This window comes from Herbaspirillum robiniae (assembly GCF_002213415.1).
GTDB lineage: Bacteria > Pseudomonadota > Gammaproteobacteria > Burkholderiales > Burkholderiaceae_D > Herbaspirillum > Herbaspirillum robiniae.
This window is the reverse complement of sequence record NZ_NJGU01000001.1, coordinates 1,066,976-1,083,177: the sequence shown is the minus strand read 5'-3', so window position 1 is coordinate 1,083,177 and position 16,202 is coordinate 1,066,976. Positions and strand designations below refer to the sequence as shown.

The window sequence follows — 16,202 nt, the reverse complement described above, 5'->3', positions numbered from 1 at the left end:
CTGCCCAGTCCGCAGGGGAACGGACTGTCGGGGGAAGGTGGGCGCTTAGTGCGCCGAAGACGTGTCGGCCACGCGCTTGGGCTTGGGCGCCAGCCACACCGCCATGGCCGCCAGCGAGAACGAGATCGCGGCCATCATGAAGATGTGGTTGGTGGCCAGCATCACGGCCTGGTTCTGCACCGTCTGCACCAGCGAGCCGGTAGCCTGGTCGACCGTCATGCCGGTGGCCGCCATGGCATTCACGGCGTCGCCGGAGCGGTCCACCAGCCCGGCCAGTTCGGCGCGGAAGTAGGTGGTGTCGTTTTCCCAGCTGGTGTTGACGATGGAGGTGGCGATGGCGCCCGACATGGTGCGGCAGAAGCTCATCAGGCCGGCGGCCGAGGCGGTCTCTTCCTCGTTCACGCTGGCCAGCGCCAGGCCGGTCAGCGGCACGAAGAACAGCGGCATGCCGATGCCCTGCAGGAACAGCGGCCAGCCGATCTGGAAGATCGTCATGTCGGTGGTGTTGAAGGCGCGCACGAAGGTCATCAGCCCCAGCCACACCACGCCGATGCAGACCAGCTTGCGGCCGTCGACCTTGGTCGACATCTTGGCCACGAAGGGCGCCGTCATCACCGCCAGGATCCCGGTCAGCGCCGACACGCAGCCCGACCAGGTGGCGGTGTAGCCCATGTAGCCCTGCAACCACAGGGGAGTGAGCACCACGGAGCCGAAGAAGGCGCCGAAGGCCAGCGAGATCGTGGTGACGCTGGCCGAGAAGCCGCGATGGCGGAACACCCGCAGGTCGACCACCGGATTGCGCTCGGTCAGTTCCCAGATCAGGAATGCGATGAAGAACACCACGGCGATCACGGCCAGCACCACGATTTCGGTGGAGGCGAACCAGTCCTTCTCCTTGCCTTCGTCGAGCATGTACTGCAGCGCGGCGACCCACACGATCATCAGCAACAGGCCGACGCGGTCGATGGACAGCTTGGTGGTCTTGCTCTCGAAAGGCTTGAGCATGCGCCAGCCGAGCCAGCCGCATACCAGCGCCACCGGCACGTTGATCCAGAAGATGTAGGGCCAGCTGTACTGGTCGCACAGCACGCCGCCCAGCACCGGGCCTGCGATCGGCGCCACCAGCGTGGTCATGGCCCACAGGCCGATGGCGGCGGGCGCCTTCTCCTTGGGGAAGATGCGCAGCAGCAGGGTTTGCGAGAGCGGCATCAGCGGGCCGCCGGCCAGGCCTTGCAGGATGCGGAACAGCACCAGCATGCCCAGCGAATTGGCCAGGCCGCACAGCGCCGAGAACAGGCCGAACAGCACCATGGACGAGATGAACACGCGCACCGTGCCGAAGCGGTTGGCCAGCCAGCCGGTCAGCGGCACCGTGATGGCCTCGGCCACCGCGTAGGAGGTGATGACGTAAGTGCCCTGGCTGGTGGAGGCGCCCAGCGCCCCGGCGATGTGCGAGACCGAGACGTTGGCGATCGTCGTGTCCAGCACCGCGATGAAATTGGCGGCCGCCAGCAGGATGCCGGCGCCGAGCAACTGGCTGCCTTGCAGCTTGCCCGGCTCGGCCTGGGGCAGAGGGGCCGGCAGCGGGCCGGCGTCTGCGCTAACTGTGGATGACATGGGAAACCTCTTCTTGTGTCAGGTCCGGATTACAGCGCTGCGGCCTTGGCGTCGCCGTTCTGCGCGGTCTTCTGCTGCTGTTGCGTATTGCCGGCCTGGATCTGGCCGCGGGTGTCGATCTCCACCAGCATCGACAGGCCCACCGACAGCGGACGCTGCGCCAGTTCCTTGGGATCGATGGAGATGCGCACCGGCAGGCGCTGCACCACCTTGATCCAGTTGCCGGTGGCGTTCTGCGCCGGGATCACGGCGAACGCCGAGCCGGTGCCGCCGGACAGGCCGGTCACCACGCCGTGGTATTCCACCGAGCCGCCGTAGATGTCGGCCTTCATGGTCACCGGCTGGCCGATCTGGACCTTGGTCAGCTGGCCTTCCTTGAAGTTGGCGTCCACGTGCATCTGCTGCAGCGGCACCACGGAGAGCAGGTTGGCGCCAGTCTGCACGCGCTGGCCGACCTGCACCTGGCGGCGCGCCACCACGCCGTCCACCGGCGCACGCAGCACGGTGCGCTCCAGGTCCAGCTTGGCCTGGTCGCGCTTGGCGCGGGCCAGCACGACTTCAGGGTTGTTGTCGACGGTGGTGTCGGCGGTCAGCACGGTGCTGGCCTTCTGGGCGCCGAGGGTGGCCTTGGTATTGGCGCGCGACTGCACTTCGCTGGCCTCGGCCGCCTTCAGGTTGGCCTGGGCGTTGAGCATGGCGGTGCGCGCGTTGGAGAGTTCCTCGCCCGACACCGAGCCCGATTTGGACAGCGCCTCGCGGCGCTGCAGATCGATCTCGGCGCGCTTCACATCGGCCTGGGCCGACAGCAGCTGGGCCGCTGCGCGCTTTTGCTCGGCTTCGCGCGCCAGCACCTGCGCGGCCAGGCCGGCGTCGTTGGCGAAGAAGCCCTTGACGCGGCGTTCGGTGCGGTCCAGGTCGGCTTCGGCCTGGGCCAGCGCCAGCTTGGCGTCGGCGTCGTCGATGGCCACCAGCACGTCGCCCTTCTTGACGCTCTGGGTGTCGACCACCTTGACGTCGGCCACGATGCCGTTGATGGCCGGCGTGACGACCGAGATCTCGGTGGCGGTGTAGGCGTTGTCGGTCTCGACGTAGCGCGAGCCGATCAGGTACCAGTAGGCGCCGTAGCCGATGCCGACGATGGCGACCACGCCGCCGAAGATGGAGAACAGTTTCTTGCGCTTGGCCGTGGCCGCTGCCTTGGCGGCGGCTTCTTCGCGCAGCTTGGCGTCGTCAGCCATGGTGTGGGTTGCCTGGGAGTCGCTGTGGGACATGATGATTAACCTTTCGCTTGCGTATCAGTTTGATCTGCTTGATGTGTCGATTCGAGGTAGCCGCCGCCCAGCGCGCGCACCAGCGCGACGTCGAGCGAGAACATGCGCGAGCGCAGGTCCGACAGCTGGCGCAGGTTGGTGATCAGCGTGTCCTGCGCGTTGAGTACGTCGAGGTAGTTGGCCAGGCCGCCGTTGTAGCGGTTGCTGACGATGCGGTAAGCCTCCTCGGCGGCGTCGGCCGCGGCCTGGACTTTCTCCAGTCGGCCCGACAGCGCTTTTTCGGAGACGCCGACGTCGGCCACGTCCTGCAGGGCTTGCGTCACGGCCTGGTCGTAGTTGGCCACGGCTTCGTCATAGCTGGCGCTGGCCGAGCGGAACTGGCCGCGCAGGCGGCCGCCGTTGAAGATCGGCAGCGAGATGGCCGGGCCGATGCTGCCGATGTCGGAGCCGCGGCTGGTCAGCATGTCGATGCCCAGCGACTGGAAGCCGAAGTAGGCCTTCAGGTTGACGTTCGGATAGAAGGCGGCGCGCGCCACCTTGATCTGCTTGCTGGCGGCTTCGGCGCGCAGGCGCGCGGCCACGATGTCGGGCCGGCGGCCCAGCAGGTTCACCGGCACCTGGTCGGGCAGGGCGAAGGGGCGGCTCATGTCGATCTTCGGGCGCACCAGCAGCAGGCCGCGGTCGGGACCGGCGCCGGCCAGCGCGGCCAGCTTGTTGCGCTGCAGGCCGATCGATTCGTCGGTGGCCCTGAGGTCGGCTTCGGCCATGGCGCGGCGCGCTTCCATCTGCTTGACCGAACCGCGCGTTTCCAGGCCGTTGGCGAAGCGCTGGTTGAACAGGTCCAGCGAATCCACGCGCACCTTCAGCGCGGCTTCGTTGGTGTCGCGCTGGGCGTACAGGTGTTCGAGCTCGGCATAGGCCGACGCGATCGAGGTCGACAGCGTGATGCGCGCCTGGGCGGCATCGGCGCGCGCGGCTTCAAGCTCCGACGTGGCGGCGGCCAGCGCCGCGCGGTTCTTGCCCCAGAAGTCGATCTCGTAGCTGAAGTCCAGCGTGGCGCGGGTTTCGTTGTTGTAGTCCTTGGGCACGAAGTCGGCCGGGATGCCGTTGTTGTAGGACTGCTTCATGTGATCCAGCGAGGCGTTGGCGCTGATCTCGGGATAGAGCGCCGCGCCTTGCTGCTGGGCCGAGCCTTCGGCCCTGAGCAGGCGCGCCTTGGCCACCGCCATCGAGGGCGCGCCCTTGAGCGCGTCGTCGATCAGGGCGTTCAACTGGTCGTCGCCATAGACATGCCACCAGGCGTCGGCCGGCCAGGCCGCCTGCGGTGCGGTCGTGGCCAGCATCTGGCTGCTCTGGTAGCTGTCGATGGATTTGGGTTCGGCGCGCGGGCCGAGGTCGGTAAACGAGGCGCAGCCGGCCAGCAAGGCAGCGGCCGCGGCGATCGCCGACAGCGTCAGCGCGCGCCTGGCGGGCCGGGCAGCGGCGGGCTTGCCGCCTGCCGAGCCGCCATGGGCGGGGGTTGAATGATTGTTCATGGTCGTGGATGAGGGAGAAAAATCACGTTTCAAAACTGTACAGTTCAGTATAGTATTGGGCTTTTGGAATAGTCAAGAAGGATTGCGAGAAATTACTCGTCTTTATGCGGCATTGCCGCAACAAGGATTTTCATGCGGGAAACTGGCTTGAAATGACGGCTTTGGAATGCATCTCCGCCTATAATCCCCAGCTGATCGGGAATTGAATCGCATCAATTGACAAAAGGCATCGTTCGAGCGATACCGGGCGCCCAGGCAGGCGTTGCAACACGCACCCAGGAAACAGGCATGCGCAAGAAGAGTGAGGAACGGCGGCAGTCGATGATCGACATCGCCGGCGAGGTATTCAACGAAATCGGCTTCGAGGGCGCCTCGATGGCCGCCATTGCGGCGCGCATCGGCGGGTCCAAGGCGACCCTGTACAACTATTTCAGCTCCAAGGAAGAGATCTTCGTGGAGGTGATGATGAAGCAGGTGGGCTGCCAGTTCGAGCAGGCCTTCACCGCGCTGCATGACGAGGACGACGTGCGCCAGGGCCTGATGCGGCTGGCGCGCCATTATCTGGACATCGTCCTGAAACCCGAGGTGGTGGCGGTCAAGCGCCTGGCGATGTACTACGCCGGCAAGTCCGAGCTCGGCCCCATGCTCTACGAGCGCGGCCCCAAGCGCGGCTGGATGCGCATCGCCGAGTTCCTCCGCCTGAAGATGGAAGAGGGCAGGCTGCACACCGGCGACGCCTGGATCGCGGCGCTGCAGTTCCGTTCGCTGGTGGAGGCGGAGTGGATGGATGTGCGCATGCTCAACGTGGTGACCGAGTTCCCGGCCGGGCAGCTGGAGGCCTCGGCCGAGCGCGCGGTGGACGCCTTCATGTATCTCTACCAGCCGCGCTGAACGGCGAATTTGGCGGTACAAATCGCCGCGGCAAATCTTCGGCACAAGTCTTCGGCGCAAGTCTTCGGCGCAAGTCTTCGGCACAAATGAAAAAGCCCGGCATCACATCGATGCCGGGCTTTCTTTTTGCCTTGCGGTTGCGAGGCTTAACGCTGGTGCGCCAGCCTGCCGGCCGAGTAGGTGGCGGCAATGGCCCGGTCGTCGCCCAGGATGGCGAGGGCGAACAGCTGTTCTTCCAGGCTGTCGGTGGTGGCGCTGCGGCGCGCCAGGATCGGCGTGGCCTTGGGATCGAGCACCACGAAGTCGGCGTCGCAGCCGGGCGCGAAGTTGCCGATGGTGCCTTCCAGCTGCAGCGCGCGGGCGCCGCCCAGCGTGGCCAGGTAGAACATGCGCGCCGCCGGCAGGTAGGTGCCGCCCATGCGGCCGACCTTGTACAGCTCGTTCATGGTCTGCAGCATCGAGAAACTGGTGCCGCCGCCCACGTCGGTGGCCAGCGACAGCGGCACGCGCGCCTTGTCGGCATTGGGGAAGTCGAACAGGCCGCTGCCCAGGAACAGGTTGGAGGTCGGGCAGATGGTGGCGGCCGAATGCGTGGCCGCCATGCGCGCGCGGTCCTCGTCGTCCAGCCAGATGCAGTGGGCATACAGCGCGCGCTTGCGCATCAGGCCGTACTGGTCGTAGACGTCCAGGTAGCTGCGGGCGTCGGGGTAGAGCTCCTTGACCCATTTCACCTCATCGGTGTTCTCGGCCACGTGGGTCTGGATGTAGGCGTCCGGATACTGTGCCGCCAGTTCGCCGGCCAGCTTCATCTGCTCGTGCGTCGAGGTCGGCGCGAAGCGCACCGTGATGGCGTAGTGCTGGCGGCCCTTGTTGTGCCAGCGCTTGATCAGCTCCTCGCTCTCGCGCACGCCGCTTTCGGCGGTGTCGCGCAGGAAGTCGGGCGCATTGCGGTCCATCAGGCACTTGCCGGCCACCATGCGCAGGTTGCGCTTGTGGCTGGCGTCGAAGAAGGCGTCCACCGACTGCGGGTGCACGGTGCAATAGACCGCCGCGCTGGTGGTGCCGTTGCGCAGCAGCTCGGCCAGGAAGAAATCGGCCACTTCGGCCGCGTGCTCCGGGTTCTCGAAGCGGCGCTCGGCCGGGAAGGTGTAGTTGTCCAGCCAGGGCAACAGGCCCGGCGCCGGCGAGCCGATGATGTCGGTCTGCGGGTAGTGGATGTGGGTGTCGACAAAGCCCGGGCAGATGATCTTGCCGCGGTAGTCCTGCACCTCGACCCCGGCGGGGACGGAGGCGATCAGCTGCGAATAGTCGCCGGCGGCCTTCACCTTGCCGTCTTCCACCAGCAGAAGGCCGTCGCCGTGCCATTGCGTGGCGTGTTCGTCGAAGGCGGGGTCGCCGGTGAAGTGCAGCAGGCTGGCGCGGTAGGCTTGCATGGATGTGCTCATGGTGTTTCCTCAATGCTGGCCGCGCCGCGCGAGGGCAGATCCAACTGCGCAGGGGCGCGCGGGCGGCGTCGATTCAATGGTCATCATACTGGAAGGCGCGCGCGTGACAACGCCTTCCTGATGCGGTTAAAGCGGAATCGGGAGAGGATCCGGCAGGGCCGGTTGCGTGTTCGTCCGGATGGATCCTCGGGGTGACGGCAGGGTTTTCCTCAGCCTCTGCCGTCCAGCAAGTGTGTCGCCAGCGCAGGGGGGAACTTGTTGCGGGCGGGCTGGGTGAAGCGCAGTTCCCACAGCTGCATCAGCTGCGCCACCACGGCGATGGCGATGCTGGCCGGCTCCTTGCCGTAGATGCCCGGGATGCCGATGGGGCAGGTCATGCGGTTGAGCTGCTCCTGGGTGTAGCCGCGGTCCGTCAGGCGATGCTCGAACTGCTTGCGCTTGGTATAGGAGCCGATCAGGCCGAACCAGCCGACGTCGCCATGCGCCGCGTCCCGCTTCAGGATGCGTTCGGTCAGTTGCTGGTCGAGGGCGTGGCTGTGGGTCATGACGAGATAATACGCGCCCGGTTCAGCCATGTCGACCGCGGCATTGGGCACGTCGGTGGCTTCCACCGTGATCTGCGGCGGCAGTTGCTCGGGGAACATGTCTTCCCGCTCATCCACCCACAGCACGCGGCAGGGCAGGTTGGAGAGCACCTTCACGATCGCCGCGCCGACGTGGCCGGCGCCGAACAGCACCACCTGCGGCTGGTGCGCCCGGCACAGGTCGAGCAGCCAGCGGCGGCCATAGGCGTCGCGCGTCACGTAGGTCTTGCGCACGTCGCGAAACAGCGTGGCATGCAGGCCGTTGTCGGGGCCGTTCAGGTCGCAGGCCTCGCCGTCGGTTTCATACAGCTGCACCGGCTCGGCGTTGTCCAGCGGCAAGGCGCGCCAGATGTCGGTGCCGCTGCGCCAGTGCGACTCCAGCTCCTTCCAGGTCTGGACGGCGGCCTGGTCGATCCGCTCGAACGTCAGAAACACCACGCCGCCGCAGCACTGGCCCAGACTGGGGCCGAGCGCGATGCGTTCCAGCCGGCGCTGCGCCGGCAACTGGCCCTGTTGCTGCCCGGGCTCCTTGCCGGCGGCCTCCAGCATGCCGCGCGCGATCTGCGCGGCGCGCCATTCCAGGTGGCCGCCGCCGATGGTGTCGTACTGCTTGTCGGCGGTATAGACCATGCGCGCGCCCGCCTCGCGCGGCGTCGATCCCTGGATCTCCGCCACCGTCACCAGCACGGCCGGAACGGCGGCGTTCTGCAACTCCCTCAAAGCGGCAAGCCATGTCGTCATGAATGCTCCTTGTCAGGTTGGCGTTGCGCTTACTGCGTCACGACGGCGGCGCGCACGGCGTCCACCGCATCGAGGATGGCCTCGCTGGTGGCGGGCGAGCGCAGCGGCGGGTTGACGCGATGTTCGCCCACGGCCGAGACCGCGTCGCGGATCGCCAGCAGCACCGAGAACGGCAGCAACAGGGGCGGCTCGCCCACCGCCTTGGAGCGGTGGATGGTGTCGGAGACGTTGCTGTTCTTGTAGAGCTCGGTGCGGAACCTGGCCGGGCAGTCCGAGATGGCCGGGATCTTGTAGGTCGACGGCGCGTGCGTCATCAGCTTGCCGTCCTTGTTCCACCACAGCTCTTCGGTGGTCAGCCAGCCCATGCCCTGGATGAAGCCGCCTTCGACCTGGCCCACGTCCAGCGCGGGGTTCAGGCTCTCGCCGGCGTCGTACAGCAGGTCGGCCTGCAGCAGGCGCCATTCGCCGGTCAGCGTGTCGATCACCACCTCGGCCACTGCCGCCGCATAGGCGTAGTAGAAGAAGGGGTGGCCGGTCATGCTCTTGGAGTCCCAGTGCACCCGCGGCGTCGAATAGAAACCGTCCGACCACAGCTGCACGCGCTGCAGGTAGGCCTGCATCACCAGGTCGGGGAAGGCCACCGACTGCTCGCCGGCGATCACCAGGCCGTCGGCGAAGCGCACCTCAGAGGCATCCACCTCGAAGCGCTTGGCCGCGACCTGCGCCAGTCGCGCACGGATCTGCAATGCCGCATCCTGCGCCGCCTTGCCGTTGAGGTCGCTGCCGGTGGAAGCGGCGGTGGCCGAGGTGTTGGCCACCTTGCTGGTGTCGGTGGCGGTGCAGCGCACGCGCTCCAGCGGCAGGCCCAGCGCGTTGGCCACCACCTGCGCCACCTTGGTGTTGAGACCCTGGCCCATTTCGGTGCCGCCGTGGTTCACCAGCACCGAGCCGTCGGTGTAGACGTGCACCAGCGAGCCGGCCTGGTTCAGGTGCGGCACGTTGAAGGAGATGCCGAACTTCACCGGGGTCAGCGCCATGCCTTTCTTGAGCACGGTGTTGGCGGCGTTGAACTCATTGATGGCGCGGCGGCGCGCCTGGTAGTCGCTGGTGCGCTCCAGCTGGTCGACCAGGCCGTGGATCACGTTGTCTTCCACCTTCTGGCCGTAGTGGGTGACGTTGCGCGCGTCCGGGCCTTCGGCGTCGCTCATGCCGTAGAAGTTGGCGCGGCGCACTTCCAGGGAATCACGGCCCAGGTTGCGCGCGATCTCGTCGACGATGTACTCGATGGCGATGGCGCCCTGCGGGCCGCCGAAACCGCGGAAGGCGGTGTTGGACTGCGTGTTGGTCTTGCCGCACATGGCGTGGATCTCCACGTCCGACAGGTAGTAGGCATTGTCGAAGTGGCACACCGCGCGGGTGGCGACCGGGCCGGACAGGTCGGCCGAGAAGCCGGCGCGCGAGACCATGTCGATCTTCGCGGCCATGATGCGGCCGTTGTCGTCGTAGCCGATCTCGTAGTCGTAGGCGAAGCAGTGGCGCTTGCCGGTGACGATCATGTCGTCGTCGCGGTCGGCGCGCAGCTTGATCGGTCGGCGCAGGCGCACCGCCGCCACCGCGGCCGCGCAGGCCCACAGCGCCGACTGCGATTCCTTGCCGCCGAAGCCGCCGCCCATGCGGCGGCACTCCACCAGCACGTCATGCGAGGACACGTGCAGCACGTGGGCGATGTGGTGTTGCATCTCGCTGGGGTGCTGGGTCGAGCAATAGACGTGCATGCCGCGGCCTTCCTTGGGGATGGCGTAGGAGATCTGGCCTTCCAGGTAGAACTGCTCCTGGCCGCCGACGTCGAACTTGCCCTGCAGCTTGTGCGGCGCTTTCGCAAACGCCTCGGCCGGCGTGCCGCGCGTGAGGTGCATCGGCGGCAGCACGTAGGATTTGGCCGCATGCGCTGCGCGCGGGGTCAGGATGGGGTCCAGTTCCTCGTAGTCGATGACAGCCTGGCGCGCGCCGCGGCGGGCGTTGTCATGGCTGTCGGCGATCACGATGAAGATCGGCTGGCCCACGTATTGCACCAGGCCGTCGGCCAGCACCGGGTCGTCGTGGATGATGGCGCCGCATTCGTTCTCGCCGGGGATGTCGTCGGCGGTAAAGACCGCCACCACGCCGGGCGAAGCCTTGACCTTGGCCAGGTCGATGGAACGGATCTTCGCATGGGCCTTTTGCGACAGGCCCAGCGCCGCGTGCAGCGTGCCTTGCAGCTCGACGATGTCGTCGGTGTAGGTGGCCTCGCCGGTCACGTGCAGCACCGCGGACTCGTGCGGATGGGGTTTGCCGACCTCGGCCCAGCCGGTGGGCGGCAACGTCAGCTTGGACATGAATTCTTCGGTTTGCTTGTTCATCGCTATCTCCTGCTCATTCTTCCTGTGTCACTCACGCGGCCATGAAGGCGCGCACCGATTCGGTCGCCAGCGGGGCATCCGGGCGGGTTTCCAGCCAGTAGCGGTACAGCAGGTTCTGCGCGGTGCGCAGGCGGTAGCCGGAGGTGGCGCGCATGTCCGACAGCGGCGCGTAATCCTGGGTCATGGCGGCCATGGCGGCGCGCACGTTTTCCTCGTTCCACTCCTGGCCGTTGAGCACGGCCTCGGCGTTGGAGGCGCGCTTGGGCGTGGCGGCCATGCCGCCGTAGCACATGCGCGCTTCCTTGACGCGACCGTTTTCCAGCGAGAAGCCGAAGGCGGCGCAGACCGCCGAGATGTCCTGGTCGAAGCGCTTGGAGAGCTTGTAGATGCGGAACTTCACCTCCTCGCGCGGCAGCGGCACGCGCACCGCCTGCACGAACTCGTTGGGCAGGATGGCCGACTTCTGGTAGGCGATGTAGAACTCTTCCAGCGGCATCACGCGCCGGCCGTCCACGCCGTACAGCACGATCTGCGAACCCAGCGCGATCAGCCAGGGCATGGAGTCGCCGATGGGCGAACCGTTGGCGACGTTGCCGCCCAGGGTGCCGGCGTTGCGCACCGGCATCGAGGCGAAGCGCTGCCACAGCTCGGACAGTTCCTGCGGGTAATGCTTGTTCAGTTCGCCGTAGGCCTGCTCCAGCGAGATGCCGGCGCCGATTTCCAGGAACCCGTCCTTGACCTGCATCGCGCGCAGCTCTTCCACCTGGCCGATGTAGAGGATGTCGCCGAGGTCGCGCATGTGCTTGGTGACCCACAGGCCGACGTCGGTGGAGCCGGCCAGGATGCGCACACGGGGCAGATCGTTGCGCAGCTTTGCCAGTTGGTCCAGCGTGCGCGGGGCGTGGAAGGTCTGGCCCTTGTAGGTGACCGCCAGCGGTTCTTCGCGGCGAATGCCGCGCAGCGCCTGCGCCACCTGTTCGCGGTCGAAGTCCACGGTCGGCAGCTGGCCCATGCGGCGCGCGGCGTCGACGATGGGGCGGTAACCGGTGCAGCGGCACAGGTTGCCGGAGAGGGCGTCGTCGATCTCGCGCTTGCTGGGCTCGACGCCGTCCTTGTCGTGCTTCAGGTACAGGCCCCACAGCGACATCACGAAGCCCGGCGTGCAGAAGCCGCACTGCGAGCCGTGGCACTCGACCATGGCCTGCTGCACCGGGTGCAGGCAGCCGTCGGATTGCTTCAGGTCTTCCACGGTGAACAGCGCGCGGCCGTCCAGCGTCGGCAGGAACTGGATGCAGGAATTGACCGTTTTCAGTTCCAGCCGGTCCTCGCGCAGCTCGCCGACGACCACGGTGCAGGCGCCGCAGTCGCCTTCGGCGCAGCCTTCCTTGGTGCCGGTGCAGTGCAGGTCTTCGCGCAGGTGCTGCAAGACGGTGCGGGTATTGGGCAAGCCTTCCGCCTGACGGATCTCGCCACGATAATAGAACTGGATGGGGCGCTGGGACGCGCAATTCGATTCTGACATGTCTCTGCTCTGGTAAATGTGGTCAAACAAAGGGTGCTTAGAGCTTGTTCCGCTCTATGGCACGCTCCAGGGCTGATCGTGGGGCGCACTCTTATTATTCGATCCGGCAGGAAGCGCTGGTTCCTCCTGTTACATCTGCTGGCGGGTGCTGGCGGATCTTTTTTCTGCTTCCTGCATGGTCGTTCCTCTCATGAAAAAACATTCAAGAAACGTGCCGGGGTCCTCAAAGGATGGAACTGATTGTACGTATCGTTTTGTTGCCAACGATTGTCCAATTCCATCTTTTGACAATCCCGGGATGCACCGCCTCGCACGGCGCATCCCTTCGTCATTGCTTCCTTACTCGCCGAGATAGATCAGCTTGAACAGGAAGATCGCGGCGATGATCCAGATGATCGCCGACACATCCTTCGCGCGGCCGGTCAGCAGCTTCAGGCCGGCGTAGCTGATGAAGCCCAGCGCCAGGCCGTTGGCGATCGAGTAGGTGAAGGGCATCACCAGCGCCGTGATCACTGCCGGCACGCATTCGGTGGTGTCTTCCCAGTCGATGTGCACCAGCTCGCGCACCATCAGGCAGGCCACGAAGAACAGCGCGGGGGCGGTCGCATACAGCGGCACCACGCCGGCCAGCGGGGCGATGAACAGGCACAGCAGGAACAGCACGGCAATGGCCACGGCGGTCAGGCCGGTGCGTCCGCCGGCCTGCACCCCGGCCGCACTTTCAATATACGCAGTCGTGCTGGAGGTGCCAAGCAGGGAGCCGGCGACGATGGCCGTGCTGTCAGCCATCAGGGCCTTGTTGAGGCGCTCCATCTTGCCTTCCTTCATCAGGCCGGCGCGGGTGGCAACCCCCATCAGCGTGCCGGTGGCGTCAAACAGCTCCACCAGGAAGAACACCAGCACCACGTTGAGCAGGCCCATCGACAGCGCGCCCTTGACGTCCAGCTGCAGGAAGGTCGGGGCCACCGAAGGCGGCGTGGAGAACACGCCGGTGAAGTGGTTGCCGCCGAACAGGAAGGACATCACGGTCACCAGCAGGATGCCGATCAGCAGCGCGCCGCGCACCTTCAGCTTGTCCAGCGCCACGATCACCAGGAAACCGATGATGGCCATCACCGGCGCCGGCTGGTGCAGGTCGCCCATGGTGACGAAGGTGGCGGGGTTGGCGGCGACGATGCCGGCGCTCTTGAGCGAGATGATCGCCAGGAACAGCCCGATGCCGGCCGGAATGGCCGTGCGCAGCGACTGCGGGATGCTCTTGATGATCATTTCGCGGATGCGCAGCACGCTCACGATCAGGAACAGGCAGCCCGAGATCAGCACCGCGCCCAGCGCGGCCTGCCACGGGAAGCCCATGCCCTTGACCACGGCGTAGGCGAAGTAGGCGTTCAAGCCCATGCCCGGCGCCAGGCCGATCGGGTAGTTGGCGTACAGCCCCATGATCAGGGTGCCGACGGCGGCCGCCACGCAGGTGGCCACGAATACCGAATCCTTGGGCATGCCGGCGTCGCCCAGGATGGATGGGTTGACGAAGATGATGTAGGCCATCGTCAGGAAGGTGGTCAGCCCTGCCAACAGTTCGGTGCGGACGGTGGTGCCGTTCTCGCTGAGTTTGAAAAACTTGTCTAGCGCGTTCATTCTTGGTTGTCTCCGTTTGGTCCTTTTTTATACGCCGGAAAACTTGCCTGGTTGCGAGGCAGGCAAAAAATGGGCGTTGCTCTGTGCGTATTGATTGCAGCGTACGTAATGTCGTCCAATTTCATGTGTCGGAGTAAGTGGGGGAAATATAGCCACTATAAACATATGGTTATATGCGTATAAAGCCTCTAAAAACGGCGTGTGGCAAGGGTTTTGCGGTTGGGAAACTTGGGTGTTGCAACAGGGAATGCTGTTGTCGGTGGCGCGCATGTTGTCATTGTTGCTCGAATGTTGCCTTGCTGCTCACGGTCTTGCGTTTTTCAGGGGACGGGAAGGGCGCAACGGCGGTCGCCGCCGTCCCGCGGCAAAACCCTCAATGTTAGGGATCCTCTTGTCATAAATCAATTTCCGGCCGTGGCCGGCAGGGGAAAACGGACCCGCTGCGACGGCGACGGGCGAAAAAAAACGGCGGATCGCTCCGCCGTTCTCTTTCCTGCCTTCCGGACGCCTTACTGGAAGGTCGTCGCCATCTTCTGCGGCAGCGGCACGTTCAGCCACTTCTTGACGATGGTGTTGATCTCGCCGCTTTTCTTGGCGGCGGTGATCACGTCGTTGACCTTGGCCAGCAGGGCCGCTTCGCCCTTGTTCAGGCCGACGCTGCAGCTCGACTCGTTGATGATGTACTTCAGCACCGGCTTGTTGTCCGGGGCCTTTTCGCCCAGCGCGTAGGCCACGAAGTCGCCGGTGCCCACCAGCTGCACCTGGCCGGAGACATAGGCCGAGATCATGGCGTTGTTGTCTTCGTAGCGCTTGATGGTGGTGCTCTTGGGCGCGGTGTCGGTCAGCTGGATGTCCTGGAAGGTGCCGCGGGCCACGCCCACGGTCTTGTTGGCCAGGTCGGCGGCGCTGGAGACCTTGATGCTGGCCACGCCGAACACGCTGTTGTTGTACGGCGCATAGGCTTGCGAGAAGTCGATCACCTTTTCACGCTCGGCGTTCTTGCCCAGGGTCGAGATGACCAGGTCGGCTTTGTGCGTCTGCAGGTAGGCGATGCGGTTGGCGCTGGCCACGGGGACCAGTTGCACCTTCACGCCCATCTTCTGCACGATCAGCTTGGCCACGTCGATGTCCAGGCCTTGCAGTTGCAGGTCGGCGTTGACCGAGCCGAACGGCGCGAAATCCTGCGGCACGGCGATCTTCACCACGCCTGCCTTCTGGATGTCGGCCAGCGCATCGGCATGGGCGTTGACGGCGAAGATGGACAGCAGGCCGAAGGAAGCGGCCAGCACCGGTTTTGCAAACTTCATAATTACCCCTTGAAAGTGAGTTCCTCGATTTTGCGGCGCCGGCCCCAGGTTCCGGGCGCCGCCCATTCGTGCGGATGACGGCAGGGATGCGGCCTGCCCATCTGCGCCGCGGCCTGGCTTGCATGCCGCCGCGGGTGGTGCGGCGTCTGGTGCGCCGCGTGCGAGAGATGCGTCTCTTCTGCTATCGCGCGATATCGCGTCCCAGCCTGACGACGGTGACGCCCGGTCCGATATGCCGCAAGGAGGGCATCACCAGCGTGCAGTCGTCATAGGGGGTGGCGATCTCGCGCTCGTTCTCTTTTGCAATGACCGTGCCAGCCTTGGCGATGACTTCCATGCCGCGGTAGTCGGCGGAAAATTCCAGCTCCATGCCCTGCGCCACCACCGGCTCGGTGACGCCGATGAAACGCTGCGCCGGCAATGGGTCGTCCTGCAGCAGCTGCGCCACGTCGGCGCGTTCCACGACGCCCGTGGCCAGCAGGAAGCGCGCGGCCACGTCCTGCGCCACCCGTTCGCTGGCGGCGGCGAAGTGCTGGCCGCACTCCACCAGCAGCGCGTTCTTCGGGCTGGCCGGGTCGCCGAAGCCGGCGTAGTCGCGCATGCGCACGCCGTTGGGATGCCCCTTGTCGACGATCACGTGCTGCGGCGAGCCCAGCTGCGCGGCGAAGTCCATGCCCTTGTCCAGCGGTCCGCTGACGATCAGCGGCGGCGCCGCCTCGTGCATGGAATGCAGGTCCAGCATGAAGTCCACCGTATCGATCACCGGGCGCAGCTCGCGCGCGCGGCGCAGCTCGGAGGAGTCCTCGTCGCCGTCCAGGCGCCCGGCGGTCCAGACGCGGTTCATGTCTTCGTCGATATAGCGCGAGGCGTCGGCGTCCTGCGGGTTGAAGCGGGCATACGCGGCGACGTTGCCGAAGCCCAGCGTGATGCGGCCCCTGGCCGGGTGCAGGCCCTGCCGCAGCAGGCGGTCCACGGCGATGGCGCCGCTGACTTCGTTGCCGTGCATGAGCGCCAGGATCATCACGTGCGGGCCGTCGATGTGGCTGTCGAAGGTGTGGACGTAGTCGACGCCGGTGTTGCCGTGGCGCCAGCGGTCGATGTCGGGAAATTCAACTTCCACGGGGTACTGCGGCAGGGCTGCGCGGATCTGCTCCAGGGTCTTCATGCATGCTTTCGTTGTTGCGTTCGCAGCCGAGTATAGGCAGGCGCGCATGCGATCCCGTGCCGATTCGGCACAGGCCTGTGCCGTTTG

The 16,202-nt window shown here is 65.9% G+C and carries 11 protein-coding genes; 1 reads left to right on the top strand and 10 read right to left on the bottom strand.

Annotation, left to right across the window (positions count from 1 at the left end):
- Window positions 1-45: 45 nt before the first annotated feature.
- The 3 genes from CEJ42_RS04790 to CEJ42_RS04780 are packed head-to-tail and all read right to left on the bottom strand — an operon-like array spanning window position 46 to window position 4,423.
- Window positions 46-1,617 carry a DHA2 family efflux MFS transporter permease subunit gene (locus CEJ42_RS04790; protein WP_079215685.1) on the bottom strand — a complete coding sequence of 524 codons (1,572 nt, stop codon included), beginning with the start codon at window positions 1,615-1,617 and terminating at the stop codon, window positions 46-48.
- A 29-nt stretch (window positions 1,618-1,646) separates the two neighbouring features.
- The gene (locus CEJ42_RS04785) at window positions 1,647-2,888 is read right to left on the bottom strand and encodes an HlyD family secretion protein (protein ID WP_079215684.1); all 1,242 of its coding nucleotides are present in this window, start codon (window positions 2,886-2,888) and stop codon (window positions 1,647-1,649) included.
- 5 nt (window positions 2,889-2,893) lie between these two features.
- Window positions 2,894-4,423, bottom strand: coding sequence for an efflux transporter outer membrane subunit (locus CEJ42_RS04780; RefSeq protein WP_088750152.1), 1,530 nt, complete (start codon window positions 4,421-4,423; stop codon window positions 2,894-2,896).
- A 288-nt stretch (window positions 4,424-4,711) separates the two neighbouring features.
- Here CEJ42_RS04780 and CEJ42_RS04775 point away from each other — a divergent pair, with 288 nt between their 5' ends.
- Entirely contained in the window at window positions 4,712-5,314 is a 603-nt protein-coding gene (locus CEJ42_RS04775; protein WP_079215682.1) for a TetR/AcrR family transcriptional regulator, read from the top strand.
- Between the two features lie 146 nt (window positions 5,315-5,460).
- Here CEJ42_RS04775 and guaD read toward each other — a convergent pair whose 3' ends face one another.
- From guaD to CEJ42_RS04740, 7 genes are all read right to left on the bottom strand, one after another.
- Window positions 5,461-6,759, bottom strand: coding sequence for a guanine deaminase (guaD, locus tag CEJ42_RS04770; protein ID WP_088750151.1), 1,299 nt, complete (start codon window positions 6,757-6,759; stop codon window positions 5,461-5,463).
- Between the two features lie 209 nt (window positions 6,760-6,968).
- A complete protein-coding gene (gene xdhC, locus CEJ42_RS04765; protein WP_079215680.1) occupies window positions 6,969-8,084 on the bottom strand; it encodes a xanthine dehydrogenase accessory protein XdhC in 1,116 nt (371 codons plus the stop codon).
- 29 nt (window positions 8,085-8,113) lie between these two features.
- Entirely contained in the window at window positions 8,114-10,483 is a 2,370-nt protein-coding gene (gene xdhB / locus CEJ42_RS04760; protein ID WP_088750150.1) for a xanthine dehydrogenase molybdopterin binding subunit, read from the bottom strand.
- Between the two features lie 31 nt (window positions 10,484-10,514).
- Entirely contained in the window at window positions 10,515-12,005 is a 1,491-nt protein-coding gene (xdhA, locus tag CEJ42_RS04755) for a xanthine dehydrogenase small subunit (RefSeq protein ID WP_088750149.1), read from the bottom strand.
- Window positions 12,006-12,344: 339 nt separating this feature from the next.
- Window positions 12,345-13,643, bottom strand: a complete 1,299-nt coding sequence (locus CEJ42_RS04750; RefSeq protein ID WP_088750148.1) for an NCS2 family permease — start codon at window positions 13,641-13,643, stop codon at window positions 12,345-12,347.
- A gap of 509 nt (window positions 13,644-14,152) precedes the next feature.
- The gene (locus CEJ42_RS04745) at window positions 14,153-14,950 is read right to left on the bottom strand and encodes a transporter substrate-binding domain-containing protein (RefSeq protein WP_088750147.1); all 798 of its coding nucleotides are present in this window, start codon (window positions 14,948-14,950) and stop codon (window positions 14,153-14,155) included.
- A 181-nt stretch (window positions 14,951-15,131) separates the two neighbouring features.
- A complete protein-coding gene (locus CEJ42_RS04740; protein WP_079215675.1) occupies window positions 15,132-16,115 on the bottom strand; it encodes a M14 family metallopeptidase in 984 nt (327 codons plus the stop codon).
- Window positions 16,116-16,202: the final 87 nt, after the last annotated feature.

What these genes read in the sequence shown, in the direction of transcription:
- CEJ42_RS04785 (WP_079215684.1), bottom strand. Translation starts at nt 2,888, where the DNA reads ATGTCCCACAGCGACTCCCAGGCAACCCACACCATGGCTGACGACGCC.
- CEJ42_RS04740 (WP_079215675.1), bottom strand. Translation starts at nt 16,115, where the DNA reads ATGAAGACCCTGGAGCAGATCCGCGCAGCCCTGCCGCAGTACCCCGTG.
- guaD (WP_088750151.1), bottom strand. Translation starts at nt 6,759, where the DNA reads ATGAGCACATCCATGCAAGCCTACCGCGCCAGCCTGCTGCACTTCACC.
- xdhA (WP_088750149.1), bottom strand. Translation starts at nt 12,005, where the DNA reads ATGTCAGAATCGAATTGCGCGTCCCAGCGCCCCATCCAGTTCTATTAT.
- CEJ42_RS04745 (WP_088750147.1), bottom strand. Translation starts at nt 14,950, where the DNA reads ATGAAGTTTGCAAAACCGGTGCTGGCCGCTTCCTTCGGCCTGCTGTCC.
- CEJ42_RS04790 (WP_079215685.1), bottom strand. Translation starts at nt 1,617, where the DNA reads ATGTCATCCACAGTTAGCGCAGACGCCGGCCCGCTGCCGGCCCCTCTG.
- CEJ42_RS04775 (WP_079215682.1), top strand. Translation starts at nt 4,712, where the DNA reads ATGCGCAAGAAGAGTGAGGAACGGCGGCAGTCGATGATCGACATCGCC.
- CEJ42_RS04750 (WP_088750148.1), bottom strand. Translation starts at nt 13,643, where the DNA reads ATGAACGCGCTAGACAAGTTTTTCAAACTCAGCGAGAACGGCACCACC.
- xdhB (WP_088750150.1), bottom strand. Translation starts at nt 10,483, where the DNA reads ATGAACAAGCAAACCGAAGAATTCATGTCCAAGCTGACGTTGCCGCCC.
- CEJ42_RS04780 (WP_088750152.1), bottom strand. Translation starts at nt 4,423, where the DNA reads ATGAACAATCATTCAACCCCCGCCCATGGCGGCTCGGCAGGCGGCAAG.
- xdhC (WP_079215680.1), bottom strand. Translation starts at nt 8,084, where the DNA reads ATGACGACATGGCTTGCCGCTTTGAGGGAGTTGCAGAACGCCGCCGTT.